Origin of the sequence: Candidatus Devosia phytovorans (assembly GCA_029202405.1) — a bacterium.
Lineage (GTDB): Bacteria > Pseudomonadota > Alphaproteobacteria > Rhizobiales > Devosiaceae > Devosia > Devosia phytovorans.
The window spans coordinates 1,001,796-1,026,592 of the sequence record CP119312.1 but is presented as its reverse complement, the minus strand read 5'-3'; the positions used below and the strand labels follow the sequence as shown (position 1 = coordinate 1,026,592).

The following is a 24,797-nucleotide window of genomic DNA, read 5'->3' as shown; positions in this document are numbered from 1 at the left end:
CACAAGGCCGCCGGACTGTAGTCACTTGATCAATCGGCTTGGTCCTGCAGGTCGGCCTTCATCTCGTCGATGGCTTCCTGCGCACCCATTTCGCCGTTCATGGCGGGGCTGATGTAGTTGGCGACGGCGTCATAGACGGGCGAAGCCACGCCAGCCAGCGGCGACTTGGGATCGAACACGGCCGTGTCAGCCAGCACCGAATAGGTGGCGTTGGGCTGCATGGTCTTGAACTCTTCGCTCTCGCGGGTCGGCGTATAGGCCGGGATATGGCCGGCATTGGCCCAGGCCAGCGAGTTCTTGTTCATCCAGGAGATGACTTCGAGCACGGCTGCCTTCTTCTCGGGGGTCATTTCCTTGCCGACATTGTTCGGAATGGCAAAGCCATGCGAATCCGCCCAGGTCGCGGGATGATCGAAGAAGGTCGGCAGGGCGATGGCGCCCCATTCAAAGCCCAGCTCGCCCTTGGCGGCCAGATCGGTCATGGTGGGTACTTCCCACACGCCGTTGATGTGAACAGCCGATTCACCCGAGGTGAACATGGCGATCGAGCCTTCATATTCGGTCAGGCCCGGCGCATAGCCGCCCTCGACCCAGCTGGCCATGGTTTCGACGGCAGCCACGGCCTTGGGAATGCTTTCATCGGGGAAGAAGGTGCCGTCTTCGCCCAGAAACACGCCGTCCTGCTGGCCGAACAGCGAGTAGAACACGCGCCATGGCGTACCGTCGCCCGAGGTCTGCAGCGACAGCGGATATTCAAGGCCGGCTTCCTTAAGCTTGTCGAGCGCAGCGGTAAAATTGTCCGCGCCATCGAAACCGACCGGCAGCCCGTCATCGCCGAGCAGACCCGCTTCAGCCAGCTTGTCCTTGTTGTAGTAGAGGATGATCGAGTGGATATCGAAGGGCACGGCATACTGCTGGCCATCGCTCTGCCCGGCTTCCCAGTTGGCGGGTGCGAACACATCGCCGCTGAGCTCGACGCTAGCCAGGTCTTCAGCCGAGATCGGCGCCAGGGCGCCCGATTCCACGCCAAGCGGCACGCGCGACAGGTGATAGGTCATCACGTCCGGACCTTCGCCGATGGCGGCCGAGGTCTGCACCTTGGTGTAGAACGGGGTGCCCCATTCGAGCGTCGTCGGCTGGATGGTGATCTCGCCGGCATGTTCGGTGTTGAACTGCTCGATCAGCGCCTTCATGCGAACGCCGTCGCCGCCGCTGAGGAAGTCCCACCACACCACGTCTTCCTGTGCCTGCGCGACACCAAAGGACAGCAGCGCTGCCGTGGTCGACAACAGACCAATCTTCAAGAACTTGTTCACGTCATTTCCTCCCAGGGGCCATCCCGGCCCAGCGCCATTCCTCCGGCATTGCAGATCCGCCGGCGATGCGGATTGCGCCATTCCCAGGCATCGCCGAAGCGGGCCTGAATTCCTCCGCAGGGCCGGATGGCCCTGCCCTCACGGCGCCACCTCCTCAGATGGCGCTGTGATAAGCCTTGCCGGCCTCGTCGAAGAGGATGGCGGCATCGCCATCCAGCACGACATGCACGGTATCGCCGGCATTGATCGTGCTGATCCCCTCGTCCTCGCTGACCAGCACGGTGCCATCGGCCAGCCGCACATAGACCAGCGTGCGCTCGCCCAGGCGCTCGACCACATCGGCCACGCCAGCAACGCCCTGCCCCGTGCGCGACACGCGCGCCGCCTCGGCCCGGATACCCAGCGTCAGCGCGCCCTTCGGCAGCGAGGCGAAGGGCACGCCCGTCGATACCGCGTCCTGCCCGGCAAAGCTGATGGCAGCCTTGCCGCCGGCATCCGTGACGGCACTCACCGGCACGAAATTCATGCCCGGCGAGCCGACGAAGCTGGCAACGAAGCGCGTCGCCGGCCGCGTATAGACATCCATCGGCGTGCCGATCTGTTCGATCTGCTTGTTGTTCATCACCACGATACGGGTTGCGAGCGTCATGGCCTCGGTCTGGTCATGCGTCACGAAAATCATCGTGGCCTTGATGCGATTGTGCAGCTGCGCCAGTTCAAGGCGGGTGCGCACGCGCAGCCCGGCATCGAGGTTGGACAGCGGCTCGTCGAGCAGGAAAGCTTTGGGATCGCGCACGATGGCGCGGCCGATGGCGACACGCTGGCGCTGACCACCCGAGAGCTGCGCGGGCTTGCGATCGAGCAGCGCCGTAATTTCCAGCATGCGCGCCGCATCGTCCACACGACGGGCGATTTCATCCTTGGGCGTGCCGACATTCTGCAACCCGAAGCTCATGTTGTCGCGCACCGTCATATGCGGATAGAGCGCATAATTCTGGAACACCATGGCGACGCCGCGCTGATTGGGCGGCAGCTGGTCGACGCGCTCGCCGCCAATGTGGATCTCGCCGCCATTGACCTCTTCAAGACCGGCGATCATGCGCAGCAGCGTCGACTTTCCGCAGCCCGAGGGGCCCAGGAAGACGATGAATTCGCCTGACTTGATGTGCATCGACACCTTGTCCAGCACGCTCACCTGCCCATAGGACTTGCTGACCTCGGTCAGGACGATATCCGACATTCTCTCTCCCCTGCCGGGCTCGGCCCGGCAACCTGTCAGATACGGCAGCCCTCCTGCCGCCGCATCCATTAGTAATACAATTCAATGGAGATTAGCTGCGCAGTCAAGCAGATCGTGCAGCCAAAACACATTTTTACTAATCCACATCGACCGGTAGCTCGACGGCAGCCTGTATGACGGCATCGAACAGCGCCGCCGCAACCGGGTCGGCGCCTGGCGCTTCACGGGTCAGCCGGAATGTGGTGGCAACCACCCCGCCCCGGCCCACCGGCTTTTCGACGATAGTCGCGGCTGGCTTGTGCACCCAGCCCACGACGATGCCGGCATGGACCGTGCTGCCATATTCCCAGACCCGGAAACCGGTCAGCAGGTAATGTGGCACCACGTCGGAAAAGCTCAAATCAAAGATCGGACCGCCCGGAATACCGGCAAACGGGCCCTCGCGACGCAGCCAGCTGAAGCCGGCGATCCAGTCTCCACGCCAGATCGTGCCGTCGCGCTCGACCAGGTTGATTCCCGGCAGATGCTGCTCGGTACTGGCGCGGAACTGCTTGTCATCAGCCACAATACTGCGATGCGGCAGCTCGCCATCGGGCATGTCCACACGCAGGTTCTTGTTGGTCGGAACCGAGCCATCGGCCAGGATCACGAAGCGCTTGCCGGCATTCATCGCATCGGCATCGGCGGTGTCGACGGCATGGCGCAGTTCGACATCGCCATTCTCGACCACCGCATAGCCCAGGCACCGCGCATGCTCGGCCAGCCTGGCATGCTTGGTCGAAATCGTCGGCAGGCCGTCCGTCTTGCGCTTGGCATAGACCGACAGGTCGAGGCTATTGCGTGCCAGCGTCTGGCCACCAGCCTCGAGCACGAACTCAAGCTTCACCATGCGGCTCACGCCGCTGGCCGGGAGGTCGAGCTTGAGCGTGCCCGGGCTGGTGCTCGATACGGGCGCCGTGGCGGCGATCGCCACGGAACCCGAAACTTCGCCCGACCAGCGCAGCACCGCGCCTTCGGGGATGGAATTTCCGCCAGTCGCCACAGTCACTTCCACGTCCAGCACTTCGCCTTCATAGGCGGCGTAACGCTTGGGGCGCGGCACGATGACAGTGTCGGTATTGATCTGGGCAAAAACGTCATGGAAGACGCGCGGATTGCGCTCTATGTCGAGCAGGCCATTGGCCTCCCAATGCACGTCGGTCAGTTCCGTGATCACATAGCCCATGATCGAGGGATAGCGGCGCATTTCCTCGATCTGGTAGCGCAGGTTCATGAACTGATACCATTGCACGCTCTCGATAAAGGCGTCGAAGCTGCCAAAGGTCCGGTCGAGGTCGAGTGCGGCAAAGCGCGCCTCGACGCCATGCGGCAGCGCCACGCCATCGCCCCATGCCGCCCCGGTTTCGAACCAATGCGGCTCGCTACCGTCTTGATTCCGCAGCTTTTTCGGGTCGGGCAGACCCCAGACGCCGAATTCGGAGACCACCAGCGGCTCGTCGCCGCGCCATTCCGCATCACCCAGCGTGGAATAGGTCCACTTGGCATTGTTGGCGAAATCATGGGTGATGTCGTCCCACTCCTGCCGCCGCTCGGGCACCGAGCGGTAATAGTGGTAGTCGTTGAGGTCGCTCTTGACGTGGAAGTTCGGGAAACAGGCCGAATTGTCGACCACCAGCCGGCTCGGATCCTCGGCCTTCAGCCAGTCATAGCTATCCTTAAGCCACTGCCGGTGCTCGGCATTTTCGACCAGTCGCGTGCCCCAGTCTTCGTTGATCAGCGTCCAGGCGATAATGGAAGGATGGTTGCGGTCGCGCTTGAGAATACCCTCCAGCGTTTCGCGCATCCGCGCCGCTGCCTTGGAGGTGAAGTGATTGACATTGGGCACTTCCGTCCAGACCAGAAGGCCCAGTCGATCGGCCACTTCGTAATAGCGCGGGTCCGGCACCTTGATATGGCAACGCAGCGTGTTGAGTCCGAGATGCTTGGCCTTAAGCGCCTGATCCTCAAGGAATTCCAGCGATGGCGCGGTGTAGATGCCTTCGGGATAATAGTCCTGGTCCAGCGCTGCGCGCATGTAGATCGGCTGCCCGTTGAGCAGGATTTTGCCGTCCTTGGTTTCGACCGTGCGGAAGCCGAAGGTTTCGGTGCGCGTGTCCGTGCCGAGGTCGACGGTGAGCGTATAAAGGTTCGGAGTTTCCGGCGACCAGAGCTGGGCATTGGCCACGGACAGGCTAGCAAGTCCCTGCCCCGTCTCGGTTTCTGCGACCACATCGCCCCTGTCATCGCGGATCGACAGCTTGGCCGTCTTGCCCTGGGCCGCCGCTGAAAGACCAAGGTCGATCCTCGCGGCGCCGTCCATTCCTGCTTCAATGACAATGGTTTGGATATGCTGCGGGTCGCGCGCTTCCAGCGTCACCGACTGCCATAGCCCGCCGATGCGGCCATACCAGCTCATCTTGCCATGCGGTACTTCGCCGAATGGATGCTCCGGCCACGCCCGATGATCGGCCGTTGGCACCGAGGCACGCACCTCTATCTCGTTGTCGGTTTTCAAAATTTCGGCCGGAAGCACGAATTCGAACGGCAGATAGGCGCCTTCGTGGCTGCCCAGCTTCTGACCATTGAGGAAAACCTCGGCGAAGTAGCTGACAGCGCCGAATTTTATCGCGACTTCCTTGCCGGCCCAGCCGGCCGGCAGCGCGAAACTGCGCTTGTAGACGGCATGACCGGCGCTATCGACCAGATCGCGGAACTCGGCCTGCCACGGCGCCGGCACCTGCGCCTCGCGCCACGCACCCTCCTCATGGCGAAACTGCCAGGCGCCATCCAGCGAAACCTGCTCGCGCTTGCTAATCGAACTCATCTCCACCCTCGAGATTATTAGTTATATTTTTATCACCATGTACCAGAGCTGATGGATTAGCAATAGGCTTCCATACGAGACGCTCGATGCTAACAGTCTGCTAGCATTTTCCCGCCAAATCATGCTTCTGATCGATGGTGGTGCCACAGCGTTTTCAGCAAAAGTGGATGCCGGTTTTGCAGCTCGAAAACGCGACCAACAGAGAAGAGTGAACATGGAAAAACGCGCCACGATGGTCGATGTCGCCGAGCAGGCCGGCGTCTCGCAGGCGACCGTTTCCCTGGTCCTCAACGGCGTCACCAATGCTCGCATTTCCAAACTCACCCGCCGCCGCGTTCTCGATGCCGCCGAGGCCTTGGGCTATCGCCGCGGCAAGGCCCATGCCGTTCCCGAGGGCCGCAAGCGCGTCATCGGCCTCTTCATCGACGAGGTTTCCACCACCCCCTTTGCCGCCCAGTTCATCGAAGGCGCCCGTGACGAGGCCGCCCTGCAGGATGTAACCGTCGCCCTCTTCTGCACCCGCGCCGACCCAGCCCTCGAACAGGCTGCGCTTGACCTTCTCGTCTCGCAAAAAACCATCGGCGTCATCTATGCCTCGCTGATGACCCGGCAAGTCACTGTCCCCGAAGCCTTTTCTGAGTTGCCGCTGGTCCTGCTCAACTGCCATGAGCGCAAGCTGCGCTACCCTTCGGTCGTGCCCGGCGACATCGTCGGCGGCTATACGGCAACCACGGCTCTGCTTAGGGCGGGCCACCGGCGCATTGCCCACATGGCCGGCGAATATTTCGTCGAAGCCGCCGTCGACCGCGAAAAGGGCTTTCGCCGCGCCATGGAGGAATGGAACGTACCGGTCGACGAAACGCTCGTGCAGCCCGGCGGCTGGACCATTCGCGCCGGCCGCGACCGCGCCATGGAACTGCTCTCCCGCCCCGACCGGCCATCGGCCATCTTCTGCTTCAACGACCGCATGGCCATCGGCTGCTACGACGCGGCGCGCCATGTCGGCCTGCGCGTCCCGCGCGACATCTCCATCATGGGCTTCGACGACGAAGACATTGCTGCCAACATGGACCCGCCGCTCTCCACCATGGTCCTGCCGCATGACGAAATGGCCCGCTGGGCCGTGGCGGAACTGCTCGACAGCTACAGCCTCGCCGATCAGGATGAGCGACTACAAAAGCTCAAGATCGAATGCGAATTGATCGAGCGCGGCTCGGTTGAACCGGTGAGGAATTACTAGGTAATCCGCGGTCGCGCCACAGAACTCCGCTCCACCAGCGGGCACTCCAGCTTGACCAGTGGATAGCGCCCGGCCTCGCTCGCAAGATCATCCATCTGCTCGATGATCCACTGCCCCATGGCGCGATGTGGCAGGATGGACGTGGTCAGTTGCGGATGGAGATGGCGCGCGATCTCCTCGTCGTCATAGCCGATGACCGACATGTCGCGCGGAATAACCAGCCCCGCCTCCTTGAGCGCCTCATAGCAGCCGATCGCCGTGCGGTCGTTCTGGCAAAAGATCGCTGTCGGCGGCTCGGGCAGCTCCAGCAGCTTGCGCGTCGCCAGATATCCGGCGCTGGCCGACCAGTCACCTTCGATCACCAGGGCAGGATCAAAGGGAATATCAGCCGTCGCCAGCGCCCGGCGGTAGCCCTTGAGCCGATCCTGCGCCGCCTCCATCCAGATCTCGCCGGTAATGGTGCCGATCCGCCGATGACCATTGTCGATCAGATGCCGCGTGCTGCGCTGCCCGCCGGCAATTTCGCTTGGCACCACCGCGGGATAATTCTGGTCGCTTGTGTAGCAGTTGAGTAGCAGCACCGGGATATCGAGCCCGGTGACCGCCGTCGGCAGCTCAACCTCACGCGTGAAAATGGTCATATAGACCAGCGCCACGACGCCCTGCTCCACGAAGGCGCGGATCACCTCGCCTTCGAGCTCCTGGTCGCTATGGGTCTGCGCCACCAGCACCAGGTCGCCCGCCGGCCGCGCCGCCTGCGTCACGCCCTCGATCGCCACCATGGCCTCGGGGCTGGTCGCCAGCTGATCCGCCACAAAGCCGATCCGCCGCCCCCGCGTCGACGGCACCGCCACCGGCGGCACCGCATAGCCCAGCCGCCGCGCCGCCTCGAACACCCGCCCCCGCGTCTCGGCAGAAAATTTTATCCCCGGTGCATGATTAAGGACGAAACTGACCGTCGCCTGCGAGCACCCCGCCTCGCGCGCCACGTCGGTCATCGTCACGCGCCGGCTCCCGGCGCGTTTGCGGGCGGGCTGCGAGACAGGAATGTCGGCGATCTTGGTCATTGCAGGCCCATGAGAACCCGCAAAGCTAATACATGATCAGCGACTATTATCAAGTATTAGCAACGACCCGGCCAAAACGCCAGCATGCTTCAGGCATGCTGGCGACTTTCCGGCCAGATGTCAGTCCGTGCCGCCCGAGATCGGCGCCACATAGGCAACGTCCAGATCCCACGGGAAAAAGATCCAGGTGTCCTGACTGACTTCGGTGATGAAGGTGTCGACCAGTTCGCGACCCTTGGGCTTGGCATAGACAGTGGCAAAATGCGCGCCGGGCAGCATTTCGCGAACCACGCGAGCCGTCGAGCCGGTATCGACGAGATCGTCGACGATCAGGATCTTGCCGCCACTCTTGGCCAGGTCGAGGATGGGCTGGCTGATCGGCTTGAGCACCTGGATGCCACTCTGGTTCTGGTGGTCATAGCTCTTGACCGCAACCGTCTCGACGGTGCGGATGTTGAGTTCGCGCGCGACGATCGCGGCCGGCACCAGACCGCCGCGGGCAATGGCCACCACGGCATCAAAGCTTCCCATGCCGGCAAGGCGCCAGGCCAGGGCACGGCTGTCGCGGTGGAACTGGTCCCAGGTAACCGGGAAGGACTTCTGGTTGGGATTGCTCAAAATCGTGTCTCCTGCGCCCCGGCCCTGCGCCGCCCGCGTAAATCAAGGGACCGTGCTTAGCAAAAGCGCGCCACCGCGCCAATCACTCAACGCGATTTTGCCCAGCATCTCCCGCACAAATCAGTAGACTTCGTCGGGCGGCGTGACGCCGGCCTTCTGATGTGCCGCCGCCACCATGGCCCTCACCTTGCCCGCCGCTTCCTCGAGGCGCAGCGGATCGGACGAGCGCAGCACCAGTTCCGTCGACACCCGGTCATTGCCCATCTGCGGATAGCTGCCCATCTTTACGTCCGGATATTCTTCCTGCAGCGCGCCCAAAGGACCACCCACTGTCCCCTCGCCCACGGCCGCCTTGACGGTGACCGACAGCACTTTCTTGCCGGCCCGCAGCGTCGGCAGGATGGCTTCGAGCATGGCCCGCATGATGATGGGCACGCCGGCCATCACATGCACATTCTCGATGCGGAAGCCCGGCGCGGCGCTGACGGAATTGACGATCAGCGAGGCCCCTTCGGGAATGCGGGCCATGCGCAACCGCGCTTCGTTGACCTCGGTCCCCGTCTGCTTCCAGCGTGTTTCCAGCATTGCCCGCGCTTCGGCATTGATCGGCAGCGCCACGCCAAAGGCCTTGGCCACTGCATCGGCGGTAATGTCGTCATGCGTCGGCCCGATGCCGCCGGTGGTAAAGACATAGGTATAACGGGCGCGCAGCGCGTTGACGGCATCGACGATCTCGTCGGTCTCGTCGCTCACCACCCGCACTTCCTTGAGCTCGATGCCCAGGTCGGTGCAGAATTCCGCCGTAGCGCCGATGTTGACATCCTTGGTGCGGCCCGAAAGGATTTCGTCGCCGATGACGATGAGGGCGGCGGTAATGGCGTCTGCGGACATCGGATTTTTCCTTGGGCTTGCTGCCCCAAAGACATGCCCCTGCGTCCCCGCGCCGTCAATCCGCGTCACGCTGGCGCAAACCCTTTCCTTCGCCGCTTCAAGCGACTAATTTGCAGTCACCTCTGGAGAGCCGCATGATCACCTTTGTCGAAGCCACTGCCAAATCCCGCCGTACGCCGGGCGTCATCCCCCTGCATGGCAGCGAAGGCTTCGAGGGCATGCGCAAGGCCGGCGCCCTGACCGCGCGGGCTCTCGATGTCCTCACCGAATTTGCCGAGCCGGGCGTGCCCACCAGCAAGCTCGACCAGATCGCCTATGAATTCGGCATGGACCATGGCGCTGCCCCGGCAACGATTTTCTACAAGGGTTATCGCCACTCGCTCTGCACCTCGATCAATCACGTGGTGTGCCACGGCATTCCCGATGAGCGCCCGCTGCGCGAGGGCGATATCGTGAACATCGACCTGACCTATGTCGTCGATGGCTGGCATGGCGATTCGAGCCGCATGTATCCGATCGGCGAAATCTCGCGAAAGGCCGAGCGGCTGATCGAAGTCACCTATGCCAGTCTCGAGGCCGGCCTTGCCATGGCCAAGCCCGGCAATACCACCGGCGACATTGGCGCCGCCATCCAGGCCCTGGCCGAGAATGAACGCATGAGCGTGGTCCGCGACTTTGTCGGCCATGGCGTCGGCAAACTCTTCCACGACGAGCCCAATATCCTCCATTTCGGCACACCGGGCATGGGCGTGCCCCTCAAGCCTGGCATGATCTTCACCATCGAGCCGATGATCAACCTCGGCCGCCCGCATGTGAAAATCCTTTCGGATGGCTGGACCGCGGTGACCCGTGACCGCACCCTCTCCAGCCAGGCCGAACATTCGATCGGGATTACGGAAACCGGCCACGAGATCTTCACCCTCTCGCCCGGCGGCCTGTTCAATCCGCTGGCCATGCGAGCCGCATGATGGCCAATGATCGGCTCGAAGAAGCGCCCTTCTTCATCGGCAGTGATGCCGGAGCCGATCAGCTTCAGATCAAGCCGGCAGCGGTCGAACCAGCCACCAAGGAGCCCGATCACAAGGGACATCGTGAACGCCTGCGCAGCCGCTTCCTCAAGGTTGGCGGCGATGCGATGGAAGACTACGAACTTCTCGAAATGCTGCTGCACATGGTCATTCCGCAGCGCGATACCAAGCCGCTGGCCAAAACCCTGCTCAAGGAATTCGGCTCCTTTTCCGGCGTCTTTGCCGCCAGCGACGCCCGCCTCGCCCATATCAAGGGCCTCGGCCCCACCACCATTGCCTCGCTGAAAATCATTCAGGCCGTCGCCGCCCGCTTCGGTCGCGACCGCATCGACCGGCAGCAGCCGATCCTCAGTTCCTGGCAGGAGCTGATCGACTATTGCCGCAGCCAGATGGCCTATGATGCCATCGAGCGCTTCCGCATTCTCTTTCTCGACAAGAAGAACCGGCTGATCGCCGATGAAGTGCAGCAGACCGGCACGATCGACCATACGCCGGTCTATCCACGCGAAGTGGTCAAGCGCGCCCTGGAGCTGTCAGCCACCGCGCTGATCCTGGTACACAACCATCCCTCGGGTGACCCAGCGCCCTCGGCTGCCGATGTGCGGATGACGCTCGAAGTGGCCAATGTCGCCAAGCCTTTGGGCATCGTGCTGCACGATCACCTCATCGTCGGCAAGGCCGGCCATGCCTCCTTGCGCGCGCTAAAGCTGATCTGATTTTTCGCCAGCCGGCACAGTGGCCTGGGCCCTGCCGCCCTTGACCCGGTCGATCAGGTGCTGGATCTGCCGCGCCGCGGCCTTCAGCTGCGGATTGGCCTTGATCGACGCGCGCGCGCGCTGGAAGCGCTGGTGCGCCCGAACGATCAGCGCGCCCTGCGGCGTCAGGCCCACATAATGCTGTCCCATCGGGATCTGCGCATTGCACCAATGCCGCTTTTCGTCGGTGAAGCCGCTGCCCATGTCGAAGACCCGGATGCCCTGGTCGAACACCGACTGCATTACCCGCAGCAGGCATTGCTTGCCCGGCGAACCGTTCTGGATAGCCGGATCGTCGCTCATCGACGAGATCAGGCAGAACATGCGGTCATTGTGGACGATGTTGTAGCGCACCGCGACGATATTGCCGTTGAGCCGCAGCACATGCAGCCGCACGTCAATGCCCGAACCGGGCCGCGCCGCGGCATGATAGAAGTCGATCAGCCGGTCTTCGACGAAAGCATCGCGAATGCCCATGGCCCGAAAGCGCGCCGTGCGCTGCCTGAACATGATCTCGACGGCACAATCGGTGTCATCGCCATTGCGCAGCTCGCTGAACAACACGGCGCCCATGGCTTCGAGCCGCTCGCCCTGCTGCCGGTCATGCTTGCGGCGCGACTTGCTGCGCTGCAACCGGTCGCATTCCTGCCAGCTGGCATATTCCGAGCGATAGAGCGTCTCGACCGCGAGGGACGCGCCGAGCTCGTCAAAGAGGCCCACATGGCCCCCGACCTCCCGGGGAATGGAGCGCAGATAGATCAGGTCAGCCCCGCCCAGCTTGCCCGCCATCGCCGCCCACAGCGCCTTGCGGCCCGCCGGACCCAGCGCGGCCAGCCGGTCATAATCGGCCACCGGCGCATAGCAGCCGGCATTGGCGCCGGGAAACCAGGTGTAGAGCGGCAGCCCGTAGACGCGCTTGCGATGTAGCGGCAACAGCGCCACCGGATGCCCGTCGACGCTGCCAACGACATAGCGTTGCTCGCTCTCGGGCACCTTGCGGTCGGCGACCCACAGGCGGATGAAATCATAGCTCTGGCCCGGCGACTCGATCGACCTGGCCGTGAGCAGCCGCCAGGCCATCTCGACGTCCTCGATCCGGCAGGAGACCAGCACGTCGACATTGCCCTGCGAAACGGCAGGCGCGTCGAGCGGGCTACCGCCAAGCATGCTCAGGGCCGTCTCTGCCGTATGCAATCTAAGTATGTTCCCGCTCATGGCTCTACTCTGACCAGTCCAAGGTAAATCAGAGTTGAAATTTGCTTTTGCAAAGTCTCGAAAAGGCGAAAACTTGGACGAGGGTTAAGCCCTGCTTACCGCTCACCCGAAGTTTGCCAGCACCGGGAAGGTCTCGAGGAACCAATAGGATAGCCGGGTGAAATTGCCGGTGAGGAACAGCACGCCCGTGACCACGAGCAGCACGCCCATGATGCGCTCGACGGTGTGCAGATGCTTCTTGAACGTCTTGAAGAAGGCCAGGAACGGCCCGATGGCCACGCCCGCCAGGAAGAAGGGCACGCCCAGGCCCAGCGAATAGAGCGCCAGAAGGCTCGCGCCCTCCATCGCCGTATTGCGGCTTGCCGCCACGCCGAGCACCGCCGCCAGCACCGGCCCGATGCAGGGCGTCCAGCCGATGGCAAAGGCCAGGCCCAGCAGAAACCCGCCCAGCGGCCCGCTGGCCGTGCCCGGCCCCTGGTGCCGCACCTGCCGATCAAGCAGGCCGATGCGATAGACGCCGATGAAATGTAGCCCCATGGCGATGATCACGACACCCGCAATCGGCGTCAGGATGGGTAGCGCCTGCCTGAACGCCTGCCCGAAGGCCGTCGCCGTCGCGCCCAGCGCGATGAACACCACGGCAAAGCCGGCGATGAAGAACAGCGAGGTCACCGCCACCCGGCGCTGCAGCACCGCCGCGCCCTGATCGCCCGCCCGCAGCTGATCAAAGCTCGCGCCACTCATATAGGTGAGATAGGGCGGCACCAGCGGCAGCACGCAGGGGCTGAGAAAGCTCAGCACCCCGGCCCCGAACACCGTCAACAGGAATGGCAGAGAAAAATCCACGAGGCCGACGCTCCTTGTTCGTCGTGTTCTATACGCCAGCCCCTACAAAGCAATGCGCGCTCTGTCGCATCGCCGGTTTGTGAAGCGAGCCCGGCGCTTGCAGTGGGGATGGCAGGCGCCCATCTAGTTTGATATCTTCCACACATTGGGGGACGTCGAGATGAACAAGCGCAGTCAGCATGTCGTGCCAAATCCGAATGGCGGCTGGAGCGTGAGGCGATATGGCGCCGAACGCGCATCCGGCGTGTTCAAGACTCAGGCTGATGCCATCAAGCGCGGTACCGAGCTGGCAAAACGCGAAGGCGCCGAGCTTTATGTTCATCGCGCCGATGGGACGATCCGCGAAAAGAACAGCTACGGCAACGATCCGCATCCACCCAAAGGTTGATATCCCCGGACATGGCCTTCGAGACAAATGTCTTCATCAACTGTCCCTTTGATGAAGACTACCGGCCACTGCTGCGCCCGCTGCTATTCTGCCTGCTCGACTTGGGCTTCGAACCCAGGATTGCGCTGGAAACGCTGAACTCGGCTGAGCCGAGGATATTGAAAATCCTGCGCCTTGTCGAAGAATGCAAATTTGGGATTCACGACCTTTCGAGGTTGCGGGCCAAGGAGGCCGGTGAATTCTACCGCATGAATATGCCATTCGAACTTGGTCTGGACGTTGGTTGCCGAGCCTACAAGGGCGGTGTCTGTGCGGACAAGAGGTGCCTCATCCTCGAAGCAGAGCGCTTTCGCTTTCAGGCGGCAATTTCAGACCTGTCGAACTCGGATATCGCCGTCCACGGCAATCAACCAACAGACATTCTGGCTGAGGTGCGGAACTGGCTGAACAGTCAGGCCAACCTCAATGCCCCCGGACCAACACGCATCTGGGGGCGTTTTCTCGACTTCATGGTGACCGACTACGACGACCTCAAAGCAAGAGGATTCTCGGATCACGACATCGGAAAGCTCCCTATTGATGAGCTCATGGTGCGCATGAAGGCATGGCTGTCCCACAACTGACAGCCCGCCCTTGCCCCCCGGCTGCGTCCGCCCTATAGCAGCCCTGTCAACGAGGTGCCCGTCCATGTCCACCCGCCCCATCCGCATCGCTCCCTCCATCCTGTCCGCAGACTTTTCGCGGCTAGGCAATGAGGTGGAAGCCATCGTTGCTGGCGGTGCGGACTATATCCATATCGACGTGATGGACGGCCATTTTGTGCCCAATATCAGCTTTGGCGCCGTGGTCATGAAGGCCATCCGCAAGCTGACCGACAGGACTTTCGACACCCATCTGATGATCGCGCCCACCGATGCCTATCTCGGCGAGTTCGCCGCGGCGGGTGCCGATATCATTACCGTCCATGCCGAGGCCGGCCCGCATCTGCATCGCTCGCTGCAGGCCATCCGCGCGCTGGGCAAGAAGGCCGGCGTTGCGCTCAATCCCGCCACACCCGTCTCCGCCATCCAGCATGTCATCGACGATGTCGATCTGGTGCTGGTGATGTCGGTCAATCCCGGCTTTGGCGGCCAGAGCTTCATTCCGGAAAGCCTCAACAAGCTGCGCCAGGCGAAGGCCCTGATCGGCGCTCGCGCCATCGACCTCGAAGTCGACGGCGGCGTCACGCCCGACAACGCCCGCGCCATCGCCGATGCCGGGGCCAATGTGCTGGTCGCCGGCTCCTCCGTCTATGGCGGCAACGACCCCGCCACCTATGCCGCCCGCATCGCCGCCATCCGCGCTGCCGCGACCCAGCGCAGCGCCTGACTCACAATCTGAACCTGAAAGCCTAAGCCCATGATCCCGCGTTACTCTCGCCCCGAAATGGTCTCCATCTGGTCGGCCGAGACCCGCTTCGCCATCTGGTTCGAGATCGAGGCCCATGCCACCACCAAGCTGGCCGAACTCGGCGTCGTGCCCAAGGAATCCGCCCAGAACATCTGGGATGTGATGAATGCCAGGAAGGCCGAGCATGGCGACTATGGCTTTGACGTCGCCCGCATCGACGAGATCGAGCGCACCACCAAGCACGACGTCATCGCCTTCCTGACGCATCTGAGCGAAATCGTCGGCCCCGACGCGCGCTTCGTGCACCAGGGCATGACGAGCTCGGACATTCTCGACACCACGCTTTCTGTCCAGCTCGCCCGCGCCGCCGATCTGCTGATCGCCGATGTCGACGCCCTGCTCGCCGCCCTCAAGCGCCGCGCCTATGAGCACAAGGACACCATCACCATCGGTCGCAGCCACGGCATCCATGCCGAGCCGACGACCTTTGGCGTCAAGCTGGCCGAAGCCTATGCGGAATTTTCCCGCAACCGCCAGCGGCTGGTCAATGCCCGCGAAGAAATCGCCACCGCCGCGATTTCCGGCGCCATCGGCTCCTTCGCCAATATCGACCCGCAGGTGGAAGAATATGTCGCCGAAAAGCTTGGGCTGAGCATCGAGCCGGTCTCGACCCAGGTCATCCCGCGCGACCGCCACGCCATGTTCTTCGCGACCCTCGGCGTCGTCGCCAGCTCGATCGAGCGTGTGGCCGTCGAAATCCGCCACCTGCAGCGCACAGAAGTGCTCGAAGCCGAGGAGTTCTTCTCACCCGGCCAGAAGGGTTCTTCGGCCATGCCGCACAAGCGCAATCCCGTTCTCACAGAAAACCTCACCGGCCTCGCCCGCCTCGTGCGCGGCATGGTCACCCCGGCGCTGGAAAACGTCGCCCTCTGGCACGAGCGCGATATCTCCCACTCGTCCGTCGAGCGCATGATCGGCCCCGACGCCACGGTTACCCTCGACTTTGCCCTTGCCCGCCTGACCGGCGTCATCGACAAGCTGGTCGTCTATCCGGAAAACATGCGCAAGAACCTCGACCTGCTCGGCGGCTTGCACAATTCCCAGCGCATGCTGCTGGCGCTGACCCAGGCCGGCTATTCCCGTGAGGACAGCTATGCCGCCGTCCAGCGCAATGCCATGAAGGTCTGGGCCATGCAGGGCGATCGCGCCGGCCAGTTCGCCGCCAATCTCAAGGCGGATCCGGAGGTCACGCTCAGCGACGAGCAGATCGACGCCATGTTCGACGACGCCTACCACCTCAAGCATGTCGACTCGATCTTCAAGCGGGTCTTCGAATGAGCCTGATCTGCGCCCAGGAAACCGGCCTCAGTGCTGAGGAATACATTGCCTGCGTCGGCCAGTCCAAGCTTGGCCCGACCCGCCCGCTCGGCAATACCGAGCGCGTCCAGGCTATGCTCGATAGTTCCAACCTCACCATCACCGCCCGTGACGAGGCCGGACGCCTCGTCGGCCGGTTCCGCGGCATGACCGATTGGAACTGGGTCTGCTACTGTGCCGATATGGCCGTGGTGGAAACCAGCCAGGGTCAGGGCATTGGCAAGACCATGATGGACAAGGCCAGCGAAATCCTCGGCCCCGGCGTCTCCATCGTCCTGCTCGCCCTGCCCGGCGCTGAAGGCTTCTATCAAAAGATCGGCCTCACCCAGACCCAGGCCGGCTTCTATCGTGACAGGACCCATCGCACATGAAACTGGCTGATGCCGATATCCTGATCCTGCCCGGTCTCGGCGGCATCAAACCGGGCCACTGGCAGACCCGCTGGGCCGAGAAGATGAAGACCTCGGCCATTGTCGAACAGGCCGAATGGTGGGAGCCCGACGCTGACGACTGGGTCGCGACCATCGATCAGGCCTGCCGTCTGACCACCCGCCCGGTGGTGCTCATCGCCCATTCCACTTCGGTCTCTGCAGTGGCCCATGCGGCCCCGCGCCTGCCGAACAATGTCCGGGGTGCGTTTCTGGTCGCGCCCACCGATGTGGAACTGAGCGCCGAAGCGCCTGAGGCGACCTATGTCTTCCGGCCCATTCCGCGCGACCCGCTGCCCTTCCCCTCGATGCTCGTTGCCTCCAGCAATGACCCCTACGTGACGCTGGACCGCGCCGTGGAATTTGCCACCTGCTGGGGTTCCGACTTTCATCAGGCAGGCGAAGCCGGGCATATCAATGTCGACTCTGGCCACGGGCCCTGGCCGGAGGGCCTGCTGATGTTCACCCGCCTGATGCAGCGCATCTGATGGGCGGCTATTCCCTCGTCGTCGGCACGCCCTCGGTGGAAGACTTCCTGCGCCTGCGCAAGGTGTCCGGTCTCAGCGAAAAGACACGGGAAGCCGCCGAGCGCGGCCTGCCCAACACCTGGTTCGCCGTGACCATGCAGCATGACGGGCAGACGGTGGGCATGGGCCGCATCATCGGCGACGGCGGCACCGCCTTCCAGATCACCGACATGGCGGTCGAGCCTGCTCATCAGGGCAAGGGGCTCGGCAAGCAGATCATGGCGGCGCTGGTCGCCCATATCCACGCCGAGGCGCCCGAGACGGCCTATATCAGTCTCGTGGCCGACGGCGATGCGCAGCATCTCTATGCCAAATACGGCTTCGAACCGGTCACGCCCCGCTCGATCGGCATGGCGCTGTGGCTGAGGCCAGCGACCACCTGATCAGCGAGGGAATAGCGCCGCATGTGATCAGCGGCGCTATTCTTTTGAGCGCGACGGGCGCTCTCAGAATTCCTTCTTCAACCTCTTGTCCACCGACCAGGCGCCGCCACCAAAGGCGGCATAGAGGCCACAGGCACCCGTCCAGAACAACGATGCGAAGATCGCCTTGCCCTGTACCGTGCCCAGGAACTTTGCACCTCCGTCAGCCAACTGCTTCATGCCCGCGCCGGTGAAATACTGTGCCGCCTCAGGCGTGGCCAGGAACTGCATGCCCTCCGGCGTCAGGAAGGTCGGGCCATAGGGGTTGATCTGGTGATACCACAGGGTCACGCCGAGCATGAATGTATTGGCCAGGGCCCAGGGGCGGGTCAGCAGACCCAGCATGATGCAGATGCCACCAACGAGATTGACGGCCGCCATGGCCGGCGACCAGAGCCAGCCGGGATAAAAACCGAGGCTCTCGACAAAGCCGCTGAGGGCCATCGGATTGTTCATCTTGACCCAGCCCTCATAGGCCAGGACGGCGCCGACCGCCAGGCGCAGGGCAGTCCAGGCAAATGGCTTGGCGAAGGTGTCGTAAAAGCCGGCGAGAGCGGGAATGAAAAGCCGCTTCTGGTCGGCCGAGACGTCAATAATGTCTGTTGCTGCAATATGGGTCATGACGGACCTCCTTGATACGCCATGATCTTAGTGAGCCGGGACAGCGCGCCCCTTGCGCTACATCAAATTTTCCATCGATTGCCTGAGGCACAAAAAAGCCGGCCTTTCGACCGGCTCTTCGGCAGCTCTGCACGGAACCGATCAGCCTTCGGCGGCGATCTGCTCGTTGGCGACGCCCACCAGCTGGTCCATCTTCTGGCGAATCACGTCATCGCCGACCGACAGGCCCTTGGCCTTAAGGTCGGCGGAAACCTTGCGGAACACGTCCTCGTCGCCGGCTTCCTCGAAATCGGCGGCCACCACTTCGGCGGCATAGAGCTTTGCTTCTTCGCCGGTCAGGCCCAGCAATTCGGCGGCCCAGATGCCGACGAGCTTGTTGCGGCGCGCCTCGGCCTTGAATTTCTTTTCAGCGTCGAAGGCGAACTTGGCCTCCTGGCCCTTCTGCCGATCGTCGAACTGGCTCATGCAAGTCTCTCCCTGGGGCTTGGAATGGTCGCCATTTTGGCGTGACGACATGGACATAGGTGTTTCATCGATCCAAATCAACGCCTTACCCCTGGCTGTTGCAGGAGCAGGTCACATCAGACCCATATCACATCCCAGCATGCGAAAGAGCTTGCATTTTTGCCTCTTTCTGGCGCATGAAGCGGCCGAATTCTCCCCTCACCCAACCGGTCTGGATTCTCAATGAACCGTCGTCGCAAAATCTACGAGGGCAAGGCCAAGATCCTTTTCGAAGGTCCCGAGCCCGGCACTCTGGTTCAGTACTTCAAGGACGATACCACGGCCGGCGACGGCGCTCGTCACGAAGTCATCGACGGCAAGGGCGTGCTGAACAACCGCATTTCCGAATTCGTCTTCACCAAGCTCAATGGCCTTGGCATCCCGACTCACTTCCTGCGCCGCATCAACATGCGCGAGCAGCTGATCAAGGAAGTCGAGATCATCCCGCTTGAAGTGGTCGTGCGCAATTTCGCCGCGGGCTCGCTGTGCAAGCGCCTCGGTCTCGAGCCCGGCACCCAGCTGCCCCGCTCGATCATCGAATTCTACTACAAGGACGATGCGCTCCACGACCCCATGGTTTCCGAGGAGCATATCACGGCCTTTGGCTGGGCCACCCCGGCCGAGCTCGACGACATCATGAGCCTCGCCATCCGCGTCAACGACTTTCTGACGGGCCTGTTCATGGGCGTCGGCATCCAGCTCGTCGACTTCAAGATCGAATGCGGGCGCCTCTATGAAGGCGACCTGATGCGCATCGTGCTGGCCGACGAGATCAGCCCCGACAACTGCCGCCTGTGGGACGTCAAGACCCGCAACAAGCTCGACAAGGACCGCTTCCGCGAAAACCTTGGCGGCCTGGTGGAAAGCTACCGCGAAGTCGCCCAGCGCCTTGGCATTCTCGTCGAGATGGAAAACGCGCTGACCACCGGTCCGCGGCTGGTTCAGTAGTAGGTAGTCCCGATGAAAGCTCGCGTTACCGTCACCCTCAAGAACGGCGTGCTTGACCCCCAGGGTCAGGCCATCGAAGGCTCTCTCAATGGCCTCGGCTTCCCAGGTGTTGCATCTGTGCGACAGGGTAAGGTCTTTGACGTAGTGCTGGAGGGAACCGACGTGGAAGCGGCACGTTCCCAGCTCAACAGCATGTGTGAAAAGCTGCTGGCCAACACCGTGATTGAAAACTACGCGGTCGAAATCACAAATTAACGCCTTCGGGTGATACTAACTGTCGCGCCGTGCTGTGGCGCAGGACCATATTGTCATGCTCAAAACCATCTCGCTCTCGGTCATGTTCATTGCCACCATGGGCCTGCTCTTCGCAGCCTACGCCTCCGTTCCCGTCTGAACGGCTGGCGCCCTTCAATCCTAAATTGCTGGTGCCTGTTCGCTATTCCGTTTTGACGGCATAGATCGTGATCGGCTGCCCCTGCGCACTGACCGGCTTCAGCCAGTCGGGCAAGGCATTCTGCTGCGCCAGGCGGACGAAGGAATCGTCAGCTGCATCCGGCAGACCCGCCATTTCCGGCAGGCCATCGCAGGTCGCCACCAGGGTGATGCCGCGCTGGGTCAGGATGTCCCGCGCCGCAGCGATCGGTCCGTTGAAAAAGGCATAGGTGTCGAGCAGCGCCGCATTGTTGCGATGATAGGGCGCCGCGACGATGTCGTGCCCGGTATAGAGCAGGATATAGGCGCCCATATCCATCGGTGCCATCACCCCGCCCGTCCCCATGCCCTTGAGCCCGTCATAGGCCCCTGGCGCGAGGCACGTCGCCGCATCTGCCTGCAGTTCTGGCAAATCCTGCACCGCCTGCGCCGGCATGGCCGACACCAAAAGATGCACCATAACCGACCACAGGATGCCGGCAAAACCGAGCCAGCTCGCGACCAGCCCGCCAATACGCAACAGGCTCGCCTTTTCCAGGTAGCGCCTGCGCGCCATCACCACGCAATAGGCGCAGGCCGGCGAGATCAGCGCCACCGTGATCCGCATGCTGCGCACCTGCACGAAGGCCACCGCGATGATGATCGCAAGGAAGGCCAGCAGCACCAGCCAGGCAACGCGCCGGTCGCCCTCGGACCGCCAGACCGCATGCAGCACGCAGGCCAGCGCGATGAAGGCCGGCATGCTGGCGCCCAGCACATAGACCGGCTGCTGCATCAGCACTTCCGGCAGCGGCATGGCTTCGCCGATCCCCGCCAGCCAATGCTCCACCAGCCACGGATCAACGATCGCATAGGGACCATCGAGACAGGCCGGAAACAGCCACACCACCAGTGCCAGCACTACGCCACCGGCAAGTGCACTGCCGATCAGCCGCAAATGCCAGCCGCGCAGGGACAACAGCGTCAGCGCGGCAAGCCCGAGCCCGCTCGCCAGCGCCGCACTTGCATAGACCACCGACAGCGCATCGCAGGCCGGCACCAGCCAGAGGCTTGGCGGCGCCGCCAACAGCAGATGCCCGACCGACCCCAGCCCGAAGCTAAGACCAAACCAGCGCACGCCCATGTTGAAGCGCGGCGCAATGACAAACTGCAGCCCATAAACCAGAATCGCCGCGACCACGACCGGCAGCGTCTCAGTGCCGATTGCCAGCGAGGTCGCCACTGCCAGACCCGCCCAGCCGGCCATGCGCGGCCGGCTCAGCGCGTGGATGGAGAACAGTACAGCCAGCTGCGTCAGGATGATCTGCACCGAGTGATGGTCGATGCGCCCGAAATCGAACTCGCTATAGGTCACCACCGAAAAGGCGGTGATCAGCATGGCCGGCAGCATGCCCGCCGGCCCGACCAGCCGCTGCGCCAGCAAGCCGTTGAACCAGATAAAGACGCCGAGGAGAATGATCGGCCAGGCAAAACCCGCCACCACTTCGGCCCCTGCCCCGGCGAAGGGCCGCGCCAGCAGCACCAGCGCCGCGATCGGCAGGTCGATCATCCGCGACCAGTGCATGTCGCCGCCAAAGGGCGTGTTCATGCGATATTGCGCGTGGTCGAACCAGTTTTGCCCGTTGAGGAAATCGCGCACCACCACCATGCGCATGGCGTCGTCATTGTCGCCGAACAGCACCTGGTCGAAACCGCGATAGCTGAGGCGCAGGTAGAGGAACAGCGTGGTCAGCAGCAAAATGCCTGCCCACAGCAAGAGTGCAGACTTGTCCCTCAGCATCATCGAGCCCCCGCTCCGTTTCGCCCTGTTCTAGAGCCCGATTGTTAAGGCGCGCTGAAGTGTTGGCGTCCCGATGCTTGCAATTGCCTGCCTCCGGTTAGTCAAACGCTTACCAAAGCCGTCAAATCCAGTTGGCGGCACGGGATCGTTATCTCCGCACATACCGCTGGTGACTAGATTGCGCTCAATTATTTGGAGAGCGTTACATGTCTGGAACCGTCAAGCGCCTCGACTGGGTGGATATGGCCAAGGGCCTGTCCATCTTCCTCGTGGTCATGATGTATGCGGCCTCAAGCGTGGGGGAGGATACCGGCGGCGTGGGTGCGCTGCATTGGGCCATCGCCTTTGCCACCCCCTTCCGCATGCCGGAATTTTTCCTGATTTCCGGCCTGTTCCTGGCCTCCGTCATCGACCGCCCCTGGCGCGCCTATGCCGACCGCCGCGTCGTGCACTATCTCTATTTTTACGTGCTCTGGGCGCTGATTCACATCATCTTCAAGGTCGGCCTGCTGTCGATGAACCCGCTCGGCGCGCTCGAACAGATCGCCTGGGCCACGATCCAGCCCTATGGCGTGCTCTGGTTCATCTACATGCTCGCGGTGGTCAGCGCCGCCACCAAGCTGTTGCACGAGCTGAAGGCCCCCGTCTGGGCCGTCGGCGCCGTGGCCGCCGTGCTGCACATGGCGCCGATTGCGACCTCGAGCTATCTCGTCGACCAGTTTGCAGAATATTTCGTCTTTTTCTATGCCGGCTATGTGCTCGCACCGCAGCTCTTCCGTCTTGTCGCGTGGGCCACGGAGAACGCGGGCATCGCCCTCACCGGCCTCGCCGTCTGGGCCGTGCTCAATGCCGCGCTCGTCTTTCTCGGCGGCTTTGAAATGCACCCGATCCACCCCGTCATGGGCTTTGCCGGCATTCCCCCGGTCCACTTGGTCATGGCGCTGGTCGGCACAGCGGCACTTTGCGTCATCGCCGGCCTGCTGACCAAGCTCGATTGGATGGGCTGGTTGCGCTGGATGGGCGAACATTCGTTGGTGATCTACGTCGCCTTCGTCCTGCCGCTCGGCATTTCCCGTGCCGTGCTGATCAGGCTGGGTCTGCTGGAACCCACCGCGCTCACCCTCCTCACCATGGCGATCGCCATCATCTCCCCGCTGGTGCTTTACTGGATCGTTCAGCGCGTGGGCTTCGGCAAGTTCCTCTTCGAGCGCCCCGCATGGGCGCATCTCAGGGGGACCAACCGCCCGACGAGCCCGGCGACCGTGCCCGCGGAATAACCGCGGCTTCCACCATACGCGATGTAATCCCGGCCTTGAGCCGGGACCCATCTTGATGTTCTGCCGCGGCCGCAAAATCGCGGTTGGGACCACGATCTGGCGGTACGCAGAACCATCTCGGGATAGGCCCCGGCTCAAGGCCGGGGTGACACCGTGGGTGTGGCGCCCAATGTGCACCTTCTTACAAAGGGCAACATCCCCATTGGAGGGGGGACCGGAAAGAGGCCGCAAGCTCTTGCCTTTTCCCCCAAGACTCATCACAAGACCCTCGCACCCCCCATAGCGAGGACCAGTCGATGAAATCCGCAGTCATCGTCTTCCCCGGCCTTAATCGTGACCGTGACATGATCGCGGCACTTACCAAGGTTTCCGGTACCGCCCCCGTCACCGTCTGGCATCAGGATGCCGACGTGCCCGATGTCGATCTCATCGTCATTCCCGGCGGCTTCTCCTATGGCGACTATCTGCGCTGCGGCGCCATCGCCGCGCGCTCGCCCATCATGGACAAGGTCCGTGCCCATGCCGAGCGCGGCGGCAAGGTGCTGGGCGTCTGCAACGGCTTCCAGATCCTCATCGAATCCGGCCTGCTGCCCGGCGCCCTGATGCGCAACACTTCGCTCAAATTCGTCTGCCGCGAGGTCAAGCTGGAAGTCGTCAACGCCGACACAGATTTCACACGCGGCTATACCAAGGGCGAGATCTTCCGCTGCCCGGTTGCCCACCACGACGGCAACTACTTTGCCGATGCCGAGACCCTGGCCCGCCTCGAAGGCGACGGCCGCGTCGCCTTCCGCTATGCCGAAGGCACCAATCCCAACGGCTCGCTCAACGACATCGCCGGCATCTTCAACGAGGGCAAGAATGTCCTCGGACTGATGCCGCATCCGGAAAACCTCATCGAAGCCGCCCATGGCGGCGATGACGGACGGGCGCTCTTTTCGGGCCTGCTCGGCCAAGCTGCCTGATGAACCGGCCCCGGCCTGTCAGCACGCGCAAGCTCCTGACCTGGCTCGGGGTGCTGATGGGCGCCGCAGGCCTCGTCCTGCAGTTCGTCCTGTCGCTGCAGGTGGCGCATGCGGCCGGCCGCGACATCCCCGGCTTTCTGGGCCATTTCCTCGCCTTTTACACCATACTGACCAATGTCACCCTGGTGCTGATCTATCTCTCCGAGCTCTTCCCACGATCGCCGCTGGCGCCATTCCACCGCCCGGTCGTGCGCGGCTTCATGGCCGCCAATATCGCGCTGGTCGGGCTCTACGTCTTCTTCGTGCTGCGCTTCATCAATCCGCTCGAGGGTATTTTCCTCGTGGCCGATACGCTGCTACACTATGTCTGCCCGACGCTTTACGTGCTGTGGTGGCTGCTGACCCAGACCCACAATCGCCTGCGCTGGGCCGACCTTCCGGCCATGCTGGCCCCGACGCTGGTCTATTTCATCTATATCCTCGCCCGCGGCACCTGGGTGCAGCAATACCCCTACCCCATTCTCAACGTCGTCGAGCTCGGCTATCCCGCCGTCCTGCTCAATGCCGTTACCATGGCCCTTGCCTTGGCCGTCCTCTGTCTTGCCGTCATCGGCCTCGACAAGGGATTGGGTCGGCGGCGCCTTTCCGCAATCATCTAGC

The 24,797-nt window shown here is 62.8% G+C and carries 26 protein-coding genes; 15 read left to right on the top strand and 11 right to left on the bottom strand.

What is annotated here, in order from left to right:
- Nucleotides 1-29: 29 nt before the first annotated feature.
- From P0Y65_05045 to P0Y65_05035, 3 genes are all read right to left on the bottom strand, one after another.
- Nucleotides 30-1,316 carry an extracellular solute-binding protein gene (locus P0Y65_05045; GenBank protein WEK05625.1) on the bottom strand — a complete coding sequence of 429 codons (1,287 nt, stop codon included), beginning with the start codon at nt 1,314-1,316 and terminating at the stop codon, nt 30-32.
- A 154-nt stretch (nt 1,317-1,470) separates the two neighbouring features.
- On the bottom strand, nt 1,471-2,556 hold the full coding sequence (gene ugpC, locus P0Y65_05040; GenBank protein ID WEK05624.1) for a sn-glycerol-3-phosphate ABC transporter ATP-binding protein UgpC: 1,086 nt from the start codon (nt 2,554-2,556) through the stop codon (nt 1,471-1,473).
- 136 nt (nt 2,557-2,692) lie between these two features.
- The gene (locus tag P0Y65_05035; GenBank protein ID WEK05623.1) at nt 2,693-5,419 is read right to left on the bottom strand and encodes a glycoside hydrolase family 2 TIM barrel-domain containing protein; all 2,727 of its coding nucleotides are present in this window, start codon (nt 5,417-5,419) and stop codon (nt 2,693-2,695) included.
- A gap of 214 nt (nt 5,420-5,633) precedes the next feature.
- Between P0Y65_05035 and P0Y65_05030 the strand changes: the two genes are divergently transcribed.
- Nucleotides 5,634-6,659, top strand: coding sequence for a LacI family DNA-binding transcriptional regulator (locus P0Y65_05030; protein ID WEK05622.1), 1,026 nt, complete (start codon nt 5,634-5,636; stop codon nt 6,657-6,659).
- Here P0Y65_05030 and P0Y65_05025 read toward each other — a convergent pair.
- The 3 genes from P0Y65_05025 to P0Y65_05015 form a co-directional block, all read right to left on the bottom strand.
- The gene (locus P0Y65_05025) at nt 6,656-7,726 is read right to left on the bottom strand and encodes a LacI family DNA-binding transcriptional regulator (GenBank protein ID WEK05621.1); all 1,071 of its coding nucleotides are present in this window, start codon (nt 7,724-7,726) and stop codon (nt 6,656-6,658) included. The two genes, P0Y65_05030 and P0Y65_05025, sit on opposite strands and share 4 nt — an antisense overlap.
- 120 nt (nt 7,727-7,846) lie before the next feature.
- A complete protein-coding gene (gpt, locus tag P0Y65_05020; GenBank protein WEK05620.1) occupies nt 7,847-8,344 on the bottom strand; it encodes a xanthine phosphoribosyltransferase in 498 nt (165 codons plus the stop codon).
- 120 nt (nt 8,345-8,464) lie between these two features.
- The gene (locus P0Y65_05015; protein ID WEK05619.1) at nt 8,465-9,235 is read right to left on the bottom strand and encodes a molybdopterin-binding protein; all 771 of its coding nucleotides are present in this window, start codon (nt 9,233-9,235) and stop codon (nt 8,465-8,467) included.
- Nucleotides 9,236-9,369: 134 nt separating this feature from the next.
- Here P0Y65_05015 and map point away from each other — a divergent pair, with 134 nt between their 5' ends.
- Together map and radC are read left to right on the top strand one after the other, a co-directional pair.
- The gene (gene map, locus P0Y65_05010) at nt 9,370-10,203 is read left to right on the top strand and encodes a type I methionyl aminopeptidase (protein ID WEK05618.1); all 834 of its coding nucleotides are present in this window, start codon (nt 9,370-9,372) and stop codon (nt 10,201-10,203) included.
- Nucleotides 10,203-10,979, top strand: a complete 777-nt coding sequence (gene radC / locus P0Y65_05005; protein ID WEK06733.1) for a DNA repair protein RadC — start codon at nt 10,203-10,205, stop codon at nt 10,977-10,979. Before map ends, radC begins: the two co-directional genes overlap by 1 nt.
- Here radC and P0Y65_05000 read toward each other — a convergent pair.
- Nucleotides 10,965-12,233, bottom strand: a complete 1,269-nt coding sequence (locus P0Y65_05000) for a GNAT family N-acetyltransferase (GenBank protein ID WEK05617.1) — start codon at nt 12,231-12,233, stop codon at nt 10,965-10,967. The two genes, radC and P0Y65_05000, sit on opposite strands and share 15 nt — an antisense overlap.
- A 102-nt stretch (nt 12,234-12,335) precedes the next feature.
- Complete coding sequence (locus P0Y65_04995) at nt 12,336-13,079, bottom strand: cytochrome c biogenesis protein CcdA (protein ID WEK05616.1); 744 nt, start codon at nt 13,077-13,079, stop codon at nt 12,336-12,338.
- A 160-nt stretch (nt 13,080-13,239) separates the two neighbouring features.
- On the opposite strand from P0Y65_04995, the gene P0Y65_04990 reads away from it, so the two are divergent.
- From P0Y65_04990 to P0Y65_04960, 7 genes are all read left to right on the top strand, one after another.
- A complete protein-coding gene (locus tag P0Y65_04990; protein WEK05615.1) occupies nt 13,240-13,467 on the top strand; it encodes a DUF2188 domain-containing protein in 228 nt (75 codons plus the stop codon).
- A gap of 11 nt (nt 13,468-13,478) precedes the next feature.
- Nucleotides 13,479-14,090 (top strand): hypothetical protein, encoded by a 612-nt coding sequence (locus P0Y65_04985; protein ID WEK05614.1) that lies wholly within the window; start codon nt 13,479-13,481, stop codon nt 14,088-14,090.
- Nucleotides 14,091-14,154: 64 nt separating this feature from the next.
- Nucleotides 14,155-14,835: a ribulose-phosphate 3-epimerase gene (gene rpe, locus P0Y65_04980; protein WEK05613.1), complete on the top strand. Its 681-nt coding sequence runs from the start codon at nt 14,155-14,157 to the stop codon at nt 14,833-14,835.
- A gap of 30 nt (nt 14,836-14,865) precedes the next feature.
- On the top strand, nt 14,866-16,194 hold the full coding sequence (purB, locus tag P0Y65_04975; protein WEK05612.1) for an adenylosuccinate lyase: 1,329 nt from the start codon (nt 14,866-14,868) through the stop codon (nt 16,192-16,194).
- Entirely contained in the window at nt 16,191-16,604 is a 414-nt protein-coding gene (locus tag P0Y65_04970; GenBank protein WEK05611.1) for a GNAT family N-acetyltransferase, read from the top strand. The genes purB and P0Y65_04970 overlap by 4 nt, the downstream gene beginning before the upstream one ends.
- On the top strand, nt 16,601-17,149 hold the full coding sequence (locus P0Y65_04965) for an alpha/beta hydrolase (GenBank protein WEK05610.1): 549 nt from the start codon (nt 16,601-16,603) through the stop codon (nt 17,147-17,149). The genes P0Y65_04970 and P0Y65_04965 overlap by 4 nt, the downstream gene beginning before the upstream one ends.
- On the top strand, nt 17,149-17,571 hold the full coding sequence (locus P0Y65_04960) for a GNAT family N-acetyltransferase (GenBank protein WEK05609.1): 423 nt from the start codon (nt 17,149-17,151) through the stop codon (nt 17,569-17,571). The genes P0Y65_04965 and P0Y65_04960 overlap by 1 nt, the downstream gene beginning before the upstream one ends.
- Before the next feature lie 63 nt (nt 17,572-17,634).
- Here P0Y65_04960 and P0Y65_04955 read toward each other — a convergent pair whose 3' ends face one another.
- Both P0Y65_04955 and P0Y65_04950 read right to left on the bottom strand, forming a co-directional pair.
- Nucleotides 17,635-18,231, bottom strand: a complete 597-nt coding sequence (locus P0Y65_04955) for a DoxX family protein (protein WEK05608.1) — start codon at nt 18,229-18,231, stop codon at nt 17,635-17,637.
- A 141-nt stretch (nt 18,232-18,372) separates the two neighbouring features.
- Nucleotides 18,373-18,696: a DUF1476 domain-containing protein gene (locus tag P0Y65_04950; protein WEK05607.1), complete on the bottom strand. Its 324-nt coding sequence runs from the start codon at nt 18,694-18,696 to the stop codon at nt 18,373-18,375.
- Between the two features lie 222 nt (nt 18,697-18,918).
- On the opposite strand from P0Y65_04950, the gene P0Y65_04945 reads away from it, so the two are divergent.
- Nucleotides 18,919-19,683, top strand: a complete 765-nt coding sequence (locus P0Y65_04945; GenBank protein ID WEK05606.1) for a phosphoribosylaminoimidazolesuccinocarboxamide synthase — start codon at nt 18,919-18,921, stop codon at nt 19,681-19,683.
- Between the two features lie 12 nt (nt 19,684-19,695).
- On the top strand, nt 19,696-19,938 hold the full coding sequence (purS, locus tag P0Y65_04940) for a phosphoribosylformylglycinamidine synthase subunit PurS (GenBank protein WEK05605.1): 243 nt from the start codon (nt 19,696-19,698) through the stop codon (nt 19,936-19,938).
- Nucleotides 19,939-20,119: 181 nt separating this feature from the next.
- On the opposite strand, the gene P0Y65_04935 is transcribed toward purS, so the two are convergent.
- A complete protein-coding gene (locus P0Y65_04935) occupies nt 20,120-21,898 on the bottom strand; it encodes a hypothetical protein (protein ID WEK05604.1) in 1,779 nt (592 codons plus the stop codon).
- Between the two features lie 203 nt (nt 21,899-22,101).
- Here P0Y65_04935 and P0Y65_04930 point away from each other — a divergent pair, with 203 nt between their 5' ends.
- From P0Y65_04930 to P0Y65_04920, 3 genes are all read left to right on the top strand, one after another.
- On the top strand, nt 22,102-23,172 hold the full coding sequence (locus P0Y65_04930; GenBank protein WEK05603.1) for an acyltransferase family protein: 1,071 nt from the start codon (nt 22,102-22,104) through the stop codon (nt 23,170-23,172).
- A 296-nt stretch (nt 23,173-23,468) separates the two neighbouring features.
- Nucleotides 23,469-24,137, top strand: coding sequence for a phosphoribosylformylglycinamidine synthase subunit PurQ (gene purQ / locus P0Y65_04925; protein WEK05602.1), 669 nt, complete (start codon nt 23,469-23,471; stop codon nt 24,135-24,137).
- Complete coding sequence (locus P0Y65_04920; protein ID WEK05601.1) at nt 24,137-24,796, top strand: Pr6Pr family membrane protein; 660 nt, start codon at nt 24,137-24,139, stop codon at nt 24,794-24,796. Before purQ ends, P0Y65_04920 begins: the two co-directional genes overlap by 1 nt.
- Nucleotide 24,797: the final 1 nt, after the last annotated feature.